The 13,278-nt window shown below is 61.3% G+C and carries 13 protein-coding genes; 8 read left to right on the forward strand and 5 right to left on the reverse strand.

What is annotated here, in order from left to right; all coding sequences use genetic code 11:
• Window positions 1–69 precede the first annotated feature (69 nt).
• The 4 genes from tilS to cysS all read right to left on the reverse strand — a co-directional run bounded on the left by tilS (window position 70) and on the right by cysS (window position 4,777).
• Complete coding sequence (tilS, locus tag YQ44_RS16855; protein ID WP_071324378.1) at window positions 70–1,488, reverse strand: tRNA lysidine(34) synthetase TilS; 1,419 nt, start codon at window positions 1,486–1,488, stop codon at window positions 70–72.
• A 155-nt stretch (window positions 1,489–1,643) separates the two neighbouring features.
• Complete coding sequence (locus YQ44_RS16860; RefSeq protein WP_034756951.1) at window positions 1,644–2,618, reverse strand: acetyl-CoA carboxylase carboxyltransferase subunit alpha; 975 nt, start codon at window positions 2,616–2,618, stop codon at window positions 1,644–1,646.
• A 54-nt stretch (window positions 2,619–2,672) separates the two neighbouring features.
• Complete coding sequence (locus tag YQ44_RS16865; protein ID WP_071326570.1) at window positions 2,673–3,383, reverse strand: DNA-3-methyladenine glycosylase family protein; 711 nt, start codon at window positions 3,381–3,383, stop codon at window positions 2,673–2,675.
• The gene (gene cysS / locus YQ44_RS16870) at window positions 3,383–4,777 is read right to left on the reverse strand and encodes a cysteine--tRNA ligase (protein WP_071324379.1); all 1,395 of its coding nucleotides are present in this window, start codon (window positions 4,775–4,777) and stop codon (window positions 3,383–3,385) included. Before cysS ends, YQ44_RS16865 begins: the two co-directional genes overlap by 1 nt.
• A gap of 278 nt (window positions 4,778–5,055) precedes the next feature.
• Here cysS and YQ44_RS16875 point away from each other — a divergent pair, with 278 nt between their 5' ends.
• From YQ44_RS16875 to YQ44_RS16890, 4 genes are all read left to right on the forward strand, one after another.
• The gene (locus tag YQ44_RS16875) at window positions 5,056–5,694 is read left to right on the forward strand and encodes a peptidylprolyl isomerase (protein WP_071324380.1); all 639 of its coding nucleotides are present in this window, start codon (window positions 5,056–5,058) and stop codon (window positions 5,692–5,694) included.
• Window positions 5,695–5,777: 83 nt separating this feature from the next.
• Entirely contained in the window at window positions 5,778–6,269 is a 492-nt protein-coding gene (locus tag YQ44_RS16880; RefSeq protein ID WP_071326571.1) for a peptidylprolyl isomerase, read from the forward strand.
• An 86-nt stretch (window positions 6,270–6,355) separates the two neighbouring features.
• Entirely contained in the window at window positions 6,356–7,111 is a 756-nt protein-coding gene (locus YQ44_RS16885; protein WP_083411912.1) for a UDP-2,3-diacylglucosamine diphosphatase, read from the forward strand.
• A gap of 69 nt (window positions 7,112–7,180) precedes the next feature.
• Window positions 7,181–7,930 carry a DUF72 domain-containing protein gene (locus tag YQ44_RS16890; protein WP_071324382.1) on the forward strand — a complete coding sequence of 250 codons (750 nt, stop codon included), beginning with the start codon at window positions 7,181–7,183 and terminating at the stop codon, window positions 7,928–7,930.
• Here YQ44_RS16890 and YQ44_RS16895 read toward each other — a convergent pair.
• On the reverse strand, window positions 7,927–10,209 hold the full coding sequence (locus YQ44_RS16895; RefSeq protein WP_156894888.1) for a hypothetical protein: 2,283 nt from the start codon (window positions 10,207–10,209) through the stop codon (window positions 7,927–7,929). The two genes, YQ44_RS16890 and YQ44_RS16895, sit on opposite strands and share 4 nt — an antisense overlap.
• A 215-nt stretch (window positions 10,210–10,424) precedes the next feature.
• Here YQ44_RS16895 and YQ44_RS16900 point away from each other — a divergent pair, with 215 nt between their 5' ends.
• The 4 genes from YQ44_RS16900 (at window position 10,425) to YQ44_RS29040 (ending at window position 13,198) form a co-directional block, all read left to right on the forward strand.
• Complete coding sequence (locus YQ44_RS16900; RefSeq protein WP_071324384.1) at window positions 10,425–10,805, forward strand: GntR family transcriptional regulator; 381 nt, start codon at window positions 10,425–10,427, stop codon at window positions 10,803–10,805.
• Window positions 10,802–11,674: an ABC transporter ATP-binding protein gene (locus YQ44_RS16905; RefSeq protein ID WP_071324385.1), complete on the forward strand. Its 873-nt coding sequence runs from the start codon at window positions 10,802–10,804 to the stop codon at window positions 11,672–11,674. The genes YQ44_RS16900 and YQ44_RS16905 overlap by 4 nt, the downstream gene beginning before the upstream one ends.
• Before the next feature lie 11 nt (window positions 11,675–11,685).
• Window positions 11,686–12,672 carry a hypothetical protein gene (locus tag YQ44_RS16910; protein WP_071324386.1) on the forward strand — a complete coding sequence of 329 codons (987 nt, stop codon included), beginning with the start codon at window positions 11,686–11,688 and terminating at the stop codon, window positions 12,670–12,672.
• Between the two features lie 376 nt (window positions 12,673–13,048).
• Window positions 13,049–13,198 (forward strand): hypothetical protein, encoded by a 150-nt coding sequence (locus YQ44_RS29040; protein ID WP_156894889.1) that lies wholly within the window; start codon window positions 13,049–13,051, stop codon window positions 13,196–13,198.
• The last annotated feature ends 80 nt before the right edge of the window (window positions 13,199–13,278 follow it).

Raw genomic sequence — 13,278 nt, forward strand, 5'->3', positions numbered from 1 at the left:
GCAGTCCAGCTGGCTTGAACAGCCACTTGCCGGCCACCCCGGGAGTGGCCGTGGCAGCCGTCCCTGCGCTCAGCAGGACTGCCAGCGCAAGGTCACGCGTGGACGATCCAGCAGACTCAGGCAATGGCAATCGAGGCCAATACCAGCTGCATACAGCAATTGTTGCGCCGCACAGACAAGGGGCAGGCGTTCGCGCTCCCAGGCCGGCACGTCGAAGGCCTGGTAATGGTATTTCAAGCTCTTGGTGGGACGGTTCAGCGCCAGCTTCAGCCGCTCGCCGCCCTGGCGGAAATCGATGGTCAAGGCTTGAGTTTGCAGCCAGGCAATATCGATGCCCTGGCCACCCTCCGCCACGGCATCGAAATGCAGCACGCCGCCGTAGGCAGGAAACGCCAGGCTGGCCTCGCCGCGCCACGCAAATTGCTGGCTGGCTTTTTCCAGGCCCGGGATATTCGCGTCGCTCCTGTCGCGCATGCCCGCGAGGTCGTCGAGCTTCGGCGTCAAATACAGGCGGTCGCGGTGACGCCGCACATGGCATTCGGGATGCGTGACGAGCAATTGCGCATCGGGCCGCGCCTCGAGCAGTTGCGCCAGCATTTCCGCCAGCCACGCCGTCGACGGCATGCGCAAGCCGCGCGTGCCGAACCAGTGGCGCAGCAGGTTGTAGCAGCGGTCCATGCTCAGCGCGCGCAATTTCGCCAGTTCGATGCAATCGCCATCGAGGCAATCTGACAAGTCCTGCGTCGCCAGCTCCGTCAACAGGCGCTGCGCCGATTGCGCATGCTGGGCGCTGCGGGCGAAGCGTTCCTGGAAACCGGGAAACGCCTGCGCCAGCACGGGCATCACCTGATGCCGCAGGGCATTGCGGGCGAAACGCGGATCGTCATTCGATTCGTCGTGGATGTGCGCGATCGCATGTTTCGCCACGTACGTTTCGAGTTGCCGGCGCGACACGGAGAGCAAAGGACGCGCCATCACCAGGTCCGGATTGCCCAGCAGTTCGGGCGCGCTGTTGGCGCCGTCCATGCCGGACAAGCCCGCCGTGCCCGAGCCGCGCAGCAATTGCAGCAGCACCGTTTCAGCCTGGTCATCCTGGTGGTGGGCCGTCAGCAGCAGGCGCACGCCATGCGTGGCGCACAGCTCGCCCAGGGCTGCGTAGCGGCGCTTGCGGGCCGCCTCTTCCGTGCCCGTCTTCGCATTCTTTTCCAGCGCGACCTTGCGTGCCTCGAAGGCGATGCCCATGCCGGCGCACGCATGTTCGCAGTGGGCCAGCCAGGCATCCGCGTTCGGGCTCAGGCCGTGGTGCACGTGGAAGGCATGCAGGATTGCGCCCTGCTCCTGCGCCCAGGCATGCGCCAGGTGCAGCAAGGCCGCGGAATCGAGGCCGCCGCTCAGGGCAATGCCAACGGGACTGCCCGCTGGCAGCGCACAGGCGTCCAGCGCACGGGCGAAGATATCGGGCACGGTGGCGGTTTGTTGCTTTTTCAATTCGGACTCCGGGAATGCAAAGAGGGACAGGTGGATAGCCGAGTGTGTTCGGCTACCTGCCTGTCCCTGGTGTTTTACTGTCTTGTCGACTTACGTCTTGTCGGCTTACGCTGCGCTAAGCCGACCTACGCCAACCTACGCCGACCTGCGACGGCTTACTCGCTCGGCGTGGTTTCCTTGAACTTGCCGTAGCTCAGCAACTTCTCGTGGCGCGCGGCCAGCAGGTCCTTGGTTTTCATGCCGTGGAACTGGCGCAGGGTATCGGCCAGTGCGCGTTTCAGCAAGGTGGCCATCTGTTTCGGATCGCGGTGGGCGCCGCCCAGCGGTTCGTTGATGATCTTGTCGATCAGGCCCATGGCTTTCAGGCGGTGCGCCGTCAGGCCCAGCGCTTCGGCCGCGTCGGACGCGCGTTCGGCGCTCTTCCACAGGATCGAGGCGCAGCCTTCCGGCGAAATCACGGCATAGGTCGAGTACTGCAGCATCAGCACGGCATCGCCCACGGCAATGGCCAGTGCGCCGCCGGAACCGCCTTCACCGATGATGGTGGCGATCAGCGGCACTTTCAGTTCCGCCATCACGTACAGGTTGTGGCCGATCGCTTCCGACTGGCCGCGCTCTTCCGCGTCGATGCCGGGGAAGGCGCCTGGCGTGTCGACAAACGTGAAAATCGGCAAGTTGAACTTTTCAGCCACTTTCATCAGGCGCATGGCCTTGCGGTAGCCTTCCGGTTTCGGCATGCCGAAATTGCGCATGGCGCGCTCTTTCGTGTCGCGGCCCTTTTGATGACCGATGACCATGCATGGCTGGCCGTTGAAGCGGGCCAGGCCGCCGACGACGGACAGGTCGTCCGCGTAACTGCGGTCGCCATGCAATTCGTGGAAATCGGTAAAGATTTCATTCACGTAATCCATGGTGTAGGGGCGCTGCGGGTGGCGCGCGATCTGCGCCACTTGCCAAGGCGTCAGCTTGGCGTAGATATCCTTGGTCAGCTGCTGGCTCTTCTTGGCCAGGCGGTCGATCTCTTCCGAGATGTCGACGGCCGAATCGTCTTGCACGAAGCGCAACTCTTCGATCTTGGAATCGAGTTCCGCGATCGGCTGTTCAAAATTGAGGAAAGTCGTTTTAGTCATTGTACCTCCAGGTTTTACCGGCCACGGCGCCAGGGCGCGCGGCGTCATCTATGTTTATTTTACCGTACCGGCTGGTGCGCCGGGGGCTGTATCGGATGCGGCAGGGGCGGCTGCAGGGTCGAGACTGCGCCACAGATACCACGTCGCCACGGTGCGCCACGGCTCCCAATTGGCGGAAACTTCGCGCGCATCGCTGCGGGAAACAGGTTCGCCGGAGAAATAATTGACGCTGATACCCTGGATCAGACCAGGATCGTCGAGCGGCAAGACATTCGGTCGCAGCAAATTAAATATCAAAAACATCTCGGCGGTCCAGCGGCCGATGCCGCGGATCTGCACCAGCTCGGCGATGACGGCTTCGTCATCCATCTGGTCCCACTGGCTGGCGTGCACGCGCTTGGCCTTGAAATGGTCGGCCAGGTCGAGGATGTATTCGGTCTTGCGTTTGGACAAGCCACAGGCAGCCAGTTGCTCGGCGCCTGCCTTCAGCACTTGCGAGGGCGTGCATTTCGGGCAGGCCAGCAGCAGTTTTTTCCAGGCGGCATCCGCCGCCTTGGGCGTGATCTGCTGCCCGACCAAGGAACGGGCCAGGGTGGTAAACGGGTCGCTATGGCCGACCAGGTGCAGGTCGCCAAATTGCGGGATGAGCTTTTTCATGATGCGGTCGCGCTTCATCAGCTCGATCTTCGCCTCTTCCCAGTAGTGCGGCACCTGGATCACCTGCGCCGCTACCGGGGCTTCCCCGTTGTCCCTGGACGTTGGCATCATGCGCGGCGCCAGTTGGTCGAGCCGTCAGGCTTGTCTTCGAGAATGATGCCCGCAGCCAACAGATCGGCGCGGATCTTGTCCGATGCGGCAAAGTCGCGCGCCTTTTTCGCCGCGCTGCGCGCCGCGATGGCCGCTTCGATGCCTGCCGCCTCGTCCTGGCCGCCGGCGGCGCCGACGGTGGCTTGCAGGAATTGCTGCGGCGTGCGCTCCAGCAAGCCCAGCACGCCCGCCAAGCCTTTCAGCTGGCGCGCCAGGGTCGGCGACTTGCTCTTGTTCACTTCCGTTGCCAGGTCGAACAGGGCCGCCACGGCCAGCGGCGTGTTGAAATCGTCATCCATCGCTTCGCGCACGCGCACGGCGTGCGCTTCGCTCCAGTCGATCGCGCCCTCTTCCACCGCCACGTCGGCCAGCGCCGTGTACAGGCGCGTCAGCGACAGACGCGCATCGTCCAGGTGCACGTCCGAATAATTGAGGGGGCTGCGGTAATGCGCGCGCAGGATGAAGAAGCGGATCACTTCGGCGTCGTACTTTTGCAGCACTTCGCGGATGGTGAAGAAGTTGCCGAGCGACTTGGACATTTTTTCATTGTCCAGGCGCACGAATCCGTTATGTATCCAGTAATTGACGCTGGTATGGCCGAACGCGCCTTCGGATTGGGCGATCTCGTTTTCGTGGTGCGGGAATTGCAAGTCCGCGCCGCCGCCGTGGATGTCGAATTGTTCACCGAGCAAGGCACACGACATGGCCGAGCACTCGATATGCCAGCCCGGGCGGCCCTTGCCCCACTTCGAATCCCATTTGACTTCTTCCGGCTCGGATTCCTTCGACGACTTCCACAGCACGAAATCGAGCGGATCGCGCTTGCCCGTGTTGACGTCGACACGCTCGCCCGCGCGCAGGTCGTCGAGCGACTTGCCCGACAGCTTGCCGTAGTGGGGGAAATTGCGCACGGCGTAATTGACATCGCCGTCAACGCCCTGGTAGGCGAGGTTTTTCGCTTCCAGCTGCTCGATCAGGCTCAGCATCTGCGGCACGTATTCGGTGGCGCGCGGCGTATGGTCGGGCGTCAAGATGCCCAGCGCGGCCGTGTCTTCATCCATGTAGCGGGTGAACCGCGTCGTCAGCTGCGAGATCGTCTCGCCGTTTTCCACGGCGCGGCGGATGATCTTATCGTCGATGTCCGTAATGTTGCGCACATAGGTGACGTCGAAATCGGACGCCTTCAGCCAGCGGTAGATGACGTCGAAGGCCATCATCATGCGCGCATGGCCGATATGGCAATAATCGTAGATGGTCATGCCGCAGACGTACATGCGTACCTTGCCCGCTTCCATCGGGACGAATACCTGCTTCTCGCGAGCCAGGGTGTTGTAAATCTTTAGATTGCTCATCGTACTTTGCAAGTGGAGCGGCCGCCAGCCAGGCAAAACGACAGACAGGCGCGGACACCAGGGGTGCCGCGCCACTGAACTGCCGTGTGCGCCGAGACTGTACGACCCGCTATATTGTTGTTCTTGTTTGTTAGAATTAGGGCGTTAGCGGTCAAGTATAACATTGATAAAAACCATACTGGCCCGATATGAATCAGGTTTTTACGATGTTCAACCGAATTTTCACTTCTTTACAATTAAAGCAAGTTTAGAGAAAAATAACGATTAAGGACGCCTCCATGCAAGAAACCAAATCGAAACGCCTGCCATTCCTGGCCCGCTTCTGCACCCTGTTCGCCAGCCTGACCCTGGGCGGCGCCGTCGTCGCGGCCACGCCTGCAACGCCGTCGGCAGCCCTCGATCCCACGCCGCACGTGGCCCTGAAAACCAGCATGGGCGAGATCGTGCTGGAACTGGACCAGGAAAAAGCGCCGAAAAGCGTGGCCAACTTCTTGCAGTATGTCAAAAGCGGATACTACAAGGGAACCGTGTTTCACCGCGTCATCGATGGCTTCATGATACAGGGCGGCGGCTTCGACAAGAACATGAAACAGAAAGCCACCAAGGCGCCGATCAAGAACGAGGCGCAAAACGGCTTGCAAAACGTCACCTACAGCATCGCCATGGCGCGTACGGGCGACCCGCATTCGGCCACGGCGCAATTTTTCATCAACGTCAACGACAACGGCGCGCTCGACTATCCTGGCCGCGACGGCTTCGGCTATACGGTGTTCGGCAAAGTCGTCAGCGGCATGGACGTGGTCGACAAGATCAAGGCCGTGCCCGTGGCCGACAAGGGACCGCACCAGAACGTGCCCGTCACCCCCGTGCTGATCGAATCGGCGACTTTACTCAAGACAGCGCCCGCAAAACTGTAAAATAGCGTTTTTGCGGTCTCCGCATGCCGCCGTGGCATGCCACGGCCCAAATCAACTTTTCATCCAATTTATTAAGGATCATCATGACCTCCGTCATCATCACCACCAATCTGGGCAAGATCACCGCTGAACTGGACGCCGAAAAAGCGCCGAAAACGGTTGCCAACTTCCTGGCCTACATGAAAGCCGGTCACTACGACAACACGATTTTCCACCGCGTCATCGACGGCTTCATGATCCAGGGCGGCGGTTTCGAACCAGGCATGAAACAGAAGCCTGCCGACACCACCGTCGAAAACGAAGCCAAGAACGGCCTGAAAAACGATACCTACACGCTGGCCATGGCCCGCACGTCGGATCCGCACTCGGCATCGGCCCAGTTCTTCATCAACATCAAGAACAACAGCTTCCTCGACTACCCAGGCCAGGACGGCTGGGGCTATGCCGTGTTCGGCAAAGTCACCGATGGCAAGGAAGTCGTCGACGCCATCCGCGCCGTGAAAACCTCGCGCGCCGGCATGTTCGCCGACGTGCCGGTGACCGACGTGATCATCGAGAAGGTAGAAGCCGCTTAATTCGGCTCTGGCACCATGAATAACAGGCATTGCAGCGTTTGCGCCTCTCCATGTACATCACTTTTTGGGAGCGTTGAACGATGACAATGCCTGCCGCACTCTTTATTTCCGACCTGCACCTGCAGAGCTCGCACCCGCGCACCAGCGCCGCCTTTCTTTCCTTCCTGGAACACCATGCGCAATATGCGCAAGCGCTGTACCTATTAGGCGACCTGTTCGAATACTGGGCCGGCGACGATGACCTGGAAGACCCGTTCAATGCGCGCATGACGGCTGCCATCCGCGCCGTCAGCGATGCTGGCGTACACGTGTACTGGATCGCCGGCAACCGCGATTTCCTCGTCGGCTCCGGCTTTGCCGCCGCGGCCGGCGCCACCCTGCTCAGCGAACCGCACGTGGCCACCATTGCCGGCCGGCGCATCGTCCTGCTGCATGGCGACGCCGAATGCACGAAAGACGTCAAGTACATGGAGTTTCGCGCCATGGTGCGCCAGCCGGCCTGGCAAAAACAGTTTTTATCCATGCCGCTGGCGCAGCGCAAGACCATCATCGACGGCTTGCGCCAGAGCAGCCGCGAGCACAATGGCGAAAAATCCATGGACATCATGGATGTCACGCCCGATGCCGTGGCGCAAGTATTTGCCGAACACGCGAGTACCGTGATGATCCACGGCCATACGCACCGCCCTGCCCTGCATAAAGTCGACGACACCTTGCGCTATGTGCTGCCCGACTGGGAATGCGACGTGACGCCGCCGGAAGGGCCGCGCGGCGGCTGGATCGCCATCGATGCGCGCGGCAACATCACGCGCCACGACCTCAATGGCGACATCATCGACTAGGCGACCGCTGACCGCGCCACGGGCGTTTGTCCGATAGCCGCGCCCGCCCGGCCCTGCTGTAATGGCGCCATGCACACGCATTACATCGGCACGGCCGGCTGGAGCATCTCCAGTGCCGCCGCCAGCCACTTCCCCTCCGCAGGCAGCCACCTGCAGCGCTACGCCCGCGCCCTGTCCTGCGTGGAAATCAACAGCTCGTTCTATCGCCCGCACCAGCCCGCCACCTACGCGCGCTGGGCCGACGGCGTGCCCGACCATTTCCGCTTCAGCGTGAAATTGCCGCGCAGCATCACGCACGAACGGCGCTTGCGCGATGGCGCGGCGGAACTGGATCGCTTTACGGGGGAAGTGTTGCAACTGGGAACAAAACTGGGCTGCGTACTGGTGCAGCTGCCGCCCAGCCTGCAATTCGATACGGCCGTGGCCGCCGCATTTTTCAGTGCGCTGCGCCAGCGCTTCAGCGGCATGCTCGCGTGCGAAGCGCGCCACCCCAGCTGGTTCGAGGAAGGCGCGACCGGGCTGTTAACGCTGCAGCGCATCACGCGCGTGCAGGCCGATCCGCCCGCCGGCCAGCCTGGCCCGCACGTGCCGACGACGGAAGTGGCCTATTTGCGCCTGCACGGCAGCCCGACAATCTACTACTCCGACTACCCGCCTGCGTACCTGGCAAGCCTGGCTGCCTGCCTGCGCGAACCGGCGCAGGCAGGCAGCTGGTGCATCTTCGACAATACGGCCGCCGGGGCCGCCCTGTTCAATGCGCTGGACTTGCAGGCGCGGCTGACGGACTTGCCAGCCGCGCCTGCCCATAGCCGGGCCTAAGGCAAAGGCGTCTGGACGATGGCACGGGCGGTATAGCCGTACAGCGTGCCATTGCCAAAAGCTACGATGTCCACGATGGGATTGCCCCATGCCAGCTGCGGTGTGGAAATAACCCCAGCCGGGTTGATTTTGCGCACGCCATCCTGGCCGCTGACGTACAGGTTGTCGGCCTTGTCGATGGCCAGGCTGGGCATGCCCGCAAATGACAGGCTGCCCACGCCAGGCGCACCGTCGATATTTTTACTCGAGTACAAGGTGCCGGCAAACACGGTCACGCTGCCGGAACGATTCGCCTTGAATATCACCTGATGATAGTAGTCATCAAAATACATCTCCCCTGTGCTGTCAAACACAATGCTGTAGGGGAGGACAGATTGGGGGCCGGGATCGCGATCGCCGAGGGCGCGCGTGAGCGCGTCAAAGGACACGAACAAGGAAAATACGCCGCCGGGCGGGCGCCGGTAAATGCCCTCGCCGAAGATCTCCATCCATGTAATATAGCCATCCTTGTCAATCGCCAGGATATACTGCTGAAGGCTATTGGTGTCAGCCGGCAATTGCTCGATGGTCGACATGACCCCGTCGCTATTGATCTTACGTAAATTAAACGCAGGCGCATCCGGCGCCCTGTCGGCAACATACACGGCCCCATCCGCACCGCAAGCGATCGCCACGGGGCTGGCCATGGTCGCGCTGAGCCGCGCGCCGTCGTCGCTGCCGGCGCGGCCGGCAATCCCCGCATACAGCTCGAGCTTGCCATTTGGCGCCAGCCGGCGCAGCACCTTGCCGACCGCATCGAGCAGATAGACATTCCCCGCGGGGTCGCTGCACATGGTCGATGCCCTGACATTGCCCACGCGAGCTGCAGCGCCCACGCCGTCCGCCGATCCGGCATCGCTCAGCATGACAGGCACGGTCGCAATCCTGTTGCCGGCATCCACCCGGTTCAGCCGTTGCAGGCTGGAATCGAAGACCAGCATGGCGCCTGAATCCTCGCTCGATATCAGCGCCAGATTTTTCCAGTCGAGAGATTTCCCTGTCGCGTCGGGCACCACGCGCCCCGCCACCGTCGTCACCTCGCCATCGGGTGTCATGCGGCGGATGGCGTCTCGGTCGGCCAGCAACAAATTGCCGCTGCGCTCGAACATCATGCTGCGCACGCCCCGGAAGCTGGCATTCGCCCCCTTGCCATCATAGCCAGTCGTTCTCGCATTTCCAGCAACCAGGGTCGCCACGCCACGATCGAAGCGGTAGACCTTGCTGCCGCCACTGTTGCTCAAGTAAATGACGCCGTTGGCATCGACCGCTATCTGCCCCGCTAGTCCTGCCCTTGGCAGGCCATTCGGCTCGGCAAACAGGACATTGATGGAACTGACCACGCCAGCTGGCGTCACCCGGCGAACCGGCGCCGATCCGTCATCGACGAGCAGCACATCATCGTTGCGGTCCATGGCCATGCTGGTGATCCATCCGAACCGCGCCTGCGTCCCCGCGCCATCGGCGTATGCAGTATCGCCATCCTGCCCCTCCTGCGGCCCGCTGCAATTGGCGCGGCGCTTCCCGGCCAATGTACTGACCACCCCGGCAGGCGTAATTTTTCGCACCAGGCCATTGCAGCTGTCGGCCACGTACAGATTCGCCTTGCCGTCGATCGCCAGCGGTGCGCGACCGCCGCTCATGTAGAAGGTCGCGCTGGCGGCAGGCCCGTCGACGGCACCCGTCTTGCCCGGCATGCCAGCGTAAATACTGAGGCTGCCGTCGGGGGCAAGCTTGTGGATCACCTGCGTGGACGAATCGGAGAAGTAAGAATTGCCCGCAGCATCCTGCACCATGCCATCGATACGCTGGATACGCTCCTGCACGCCGGCCAGCACGATGGGCAGGCAACGCACGGCAAGCGTGCTGACATCCGCACTGCCCATCGTCGCCGCGCCTTGCGCGATGCTGCAGCCCAGGCCAGCGGAGGCGCTGTCGACCTTGCCATCGTAACTGGCACCCGCCGCCAGCTTGCCGGCAAAGCTGAACGCGCCGTTGGCCGTGACGGTCACCTTATCCGTGCCGTTCGCCAGCACGACGCTGGCGCCGGGCAGCAGGCCGCTGACCGTGCCGCCCAGCAGGTAGCGCGGCGTGTCGACCGGCGGTACAGGCGGCGGCGTGGCCGTGCCACCGCCGGAACCGCCGCCACAGGCGCTCAGTACGGCCAACAGGGCGACGCCGCAGCCGGCGCGCCTGAACAGTTTATGCAACTCGTCATATCGATTGATCATTGCTGCTTTCATGGTGACTGGCGATGATATTCGCCAGAAGTTATCAAGTAAGATTCTCAAAGACGCAACATTATAGTTTCCTCATGGATAGAAAAACATGATTTTGTTGACATTTGAATTTTCACTGTTATAGTTAACTACAACACCAACTCAATAAATCACGGAGCTTCGATGCCTACAGCACTTTTTACGCGCCGTCCCGCCCCGCCCTTGTCGGAGCGCATCCCATGAGCGCGGAATGGAATGACAATAGTCCCATCTACCGCCAGCTCAAGGCCAGGGTAGTGGGCATGATGCTCGATGGCGTGCTGCAGTCCGGCGACGCCTTGCCTTCGGTGCGCCAGGTGGCGGCCGACTATCAATTGAATCCCATTACGGTCTCGCGCGCCTATCAGGAACTGGTCGACGATGCCCTGGTGGAAAAACGCAGAGGACTCGGTATGTATGTCTTGGAAGGCGCCCGCGACAAATTGCTGGCCAGTGAACGCGAGCGCTTCATGCGCGAAGAATGGCCGGCCATGCTGGAACGCATTACGCAACTGGGCCTGAATCTGGAACAACTGCTGCTGGCCAGCCGCCAGGACGGCGTCAAGGGAGAAGGCGCATGAATGCATTGAACAACGACAGCGTCATCAGCGCGCGCGGCTTGCGCAAGCAGTACGGCAAGCAGGTGGCCGTCGACGGCATCAGCTTCGATATCGCGCCGGGACGCATCGTCGGCCTGATCGGGCCTAACGGCTCGGGCAAGACCACCACCCTGAAAGCCATCCTGGGCCTGACGGGCTTCGATGGCGAGCTGTCGGTGCTGGGGCGCGATCCGCGCCTGCAGCGAGACGCGCTGATGGACGATGTCTGCTTCATCGCCGACGTCGCCATCCTGCCGGGCTGGCTGCGTGTGCGCGACGCCATCGACTTTGTCGCCGGCGTGCATCCGCGCTTCGACCGCAGCAAGGCCGAGCGCTACCTGGCGCATACCAAGCTGGCGCCGAAGATGAAGGTCAAGGCCATGTCGAAGGGTATGATCGTGCAGCTGCACCTGGCGCTGGTGATGGCCATCGACGCCAGGCTGCTGGTGCTCGACGAGCCGACCCTGGGCCTGGACATCCTGTACCGCAAGCAGTTCTACCAGAACCTGCTGGAAGACTATTTCGATGAAAACAAGACCATCGTCATCACCACCCACCAGATCGAGGAGGTGGAACACATCCTCAGCGACCTGATGTTCATTCGCGACGGCAAGATCGTGCTGGCCTCGACGATGGAAGAAGTGGGCGAACGCTATGTCGAGGTGATGGTGGGCCCGCAGCACGTCAACCCGGCGCGCGCCCTGCAGCCGATCAGCGAGCGCAGCGTGTTCGGCAAGTCCGTGATGCTGTTCGATGGCGTCGCCCGCACCCAGCTGGCCGCCCTCGGCGAATTGCGCACTCCCAGCCTGGCTGACCTGTTTGTCGCGACCATGAAAGGATCGTACCAATGAGCATTTCCCCCATGAAAAAAATGCAATGGCTGCTGCGGCGCGAGCTGTGGGAGCACAAGGGCATGCTGCTGTGGACGCCAGCCGTGATCGGCATCGTCATGACCTTGCTGGGCGCCTTGATGACGATCGGCACCATCGCCAAGACCAAGACGCGCACGGCGCTGACCATCAATGGCGAGGAAGTGTCCTGGAGCGCCATCTTCAATACCCGCACCTTCGGGCCGCGCCGCACGGAAATCATCGACGCCGTCGCCAACAACTACACGTACGCGGCCGCGCCCCTGTTCCTGGCGCTGGGTTTCCTCGTGTTTTTCTATTGCCTGAGCGCTCTGCATGACGACCGCCGCGACCGCAGCGTGCTGTTCTGGAAGTCGCTGCCCATCTCGGATACGCAGACGGTGCTGTCGAAAGCCATCATCGCCCTGCTGGTGGCGCCGGTAATCGTCGCCGCCGCCGCCAGCATCACCTCGCTGGCGCTGGTGCTGATACTGAGCGGCGTGCTGGCCGCCAACGGCATCCACGTGTTTGCCGACCTGGCCAGCTCGCCCGGCCTGTATCTGGGACCGCTGCGCGTGTTCGGCTTGCTGCCCGTGTATTGCCTGTGGGCCTTGCCCACCGTGGGCTGGTTGCTGATGGTATCGAGCTGGGCCAAGTCCAAGGTCTTCCTGTGGGCTGTCGGCGTGCCGCTGCTGCTGCTGATCTTGACGGTCTGGGCCGGCAAGATGACGCTGACGGAAAGCGACGTCAGCTGGATACAGATGAATGTCATCGGACGCGCCCTGCTGGGCACCCTGCCCGGCAGCTGGTATCTGTTCGAACCGGAACTGCTGCCGCAAATGCGCGCCCTGGCAGAAGGCGGCTCGCACATGACACGCCTCGGCGTGTTCAGCAATTCCTGGTCCAGCCTGGCCCTGCCAGCCGTCTGGCTGGGTGCCGCGGTCGGCGCGGCACTGCTGTACGCCGCCATCCGCCTGCGCCGCTGGCGCGAGGAAGGCTGACCGCCCCCTCCCCTGCGCCGCAAAAACGCCCCGCCCGCCGGGGCGTTTTCTATTTCATCCCTCCCTCCTGCCCGTCGGCGTATCTCACTACGCTTCCGATAGTGATTATCAAGAATTTCCCTTCGCAAATAAAGACTATTGATTCGATAGCAATTATTCGATATTGAAATTACAAATAATTATTTCTATCGCATTTTATTGGCGATCAAATTTAATAATCACCAACCAAAAAACAACAACTACCAATTTGATAGCGAGACGGTTTTTCAAGGAAAGTCGCGAAAATAATGGAACCTGGCAGCGGATTCAACTGAAAAGCTCCGTTTCGTGACAATCCGTGATTGTTTCCTTCAGCAAAGCTTGAAAGAATAGAGCCATGGCGAATGATCAAAATGAAATTGAATGTTTCAAAATTGAAACTAACATCAGAGTGACAGCAAGAGCGGAGATAGAAAAACATCCGCATCCCGACAGTGGATATCGCCAGGCAAGCCAGTCCCCGGTGCCGCGCAAAACGGGAAAATGAAGGAGCCGAAAAACAAATGCAAAAATAACATTTTTATTATTTTGAAATAGCCGCACTTTTCTCCCAGCGGTTTTTATTCA

The sequence above is a fragment of the Janthinobacterium sp. 1_2014MBL_MicDiv genome (assembly GCF_001865675.1).
Lineage (GTDB): Bacteria > Pseudomonadota > Gammaproteobacteria > Burkholderiales > Burkholderiaceae_D > Janthinobacterium.

Excerpts from the sequence above, each read along its gene's own strand:
- YQ44_RS16885 (WP_083411912.1), top strand. The coding sequence starts at position 6,356 with ATGCCTGCCGCACTCTTTATTTCCGACCTGCACCTGCAGAGCTCGCAC.
- YQ44_RS16890 (WP_071324382.1), top strand. The coding sequence starts at position 7,181 with ATGCACACGCATTACATCGGCACGGCCGGCTGGAGCATCTCCAGTGCC.
- YQ44_RS16900 (WP_071324384.1), top strand. The coding sequence starts at position 10,425 with ATGAGCGCGGAATGGAATGACAATAGTCCCATCTACCGCCAGCTCAAG.
- YQ44_RS16865 (WP_071326570.1), bottom strand. The coding sequence starts at position 3,383 with ATGCCAACGTCCAGGGACAACGGGGAAGCCCCGGTAGCGGCGCAGGTG.
- YQ44_RS16905 (WP_071324385.1), top strand. The coding sequence starts at position 10,802 with ATGAATGCATTGAACAACGACAGCGTCATCAGCGCGCGCGGCTTGCGC.
- YQ44_RS16880 (WP_071326571.1), top strand. The coding sequence starts at position 5,778 with ATGACCTCCGTCATCATCACCACCAATCTGGGCAAGATCACCGCTGAA.
- YQ44_RS16910 (WP_071324386.1), top strand. The coding sequence starts at position 11,686 with ATGAAAAAAATGCAATGGCTGCTGCGGCGCGAGCTGTGGGAGCACAAG.
- YQ44_RS16895 (WP_156894888.1), bottom strand. The coding sequence starts at position 10,209 with ATGAAAGCAGCAATGATCAATCGATATGACGAGTTGCATAAACTGTTC.
- YQ44_RS16875 (WP_071324380.1), top strand. The coding sequence starts at position 5,056 with ATGCAAGAAACCAAATCGAAACGCCTGCCATTCCTGGCCCGCTTCTGC.
- YQ44_RS29040 (WP_156894889.1), top strand. The coding sequence starts at position 13,049 with ATGGCGAATGATCAAAATGAAATTGAATGTTTCAAAATTGAAACTAAC.
- YQ44_RS16860 (WP_034756951.1), bottom strand. The coding sequence starts at position 2,618 with ATGACTAAAACGACTTTCCTCAATTTTGAACAGCCGATCGCGGAACTC.
- cysS (WP_071324379.1), bottom strand. The coding sequence starts at position 4,777 with ATGAGCAATCTAAAGATTTACAACACCCTGGCTCGCGAGAAGCAGGTA.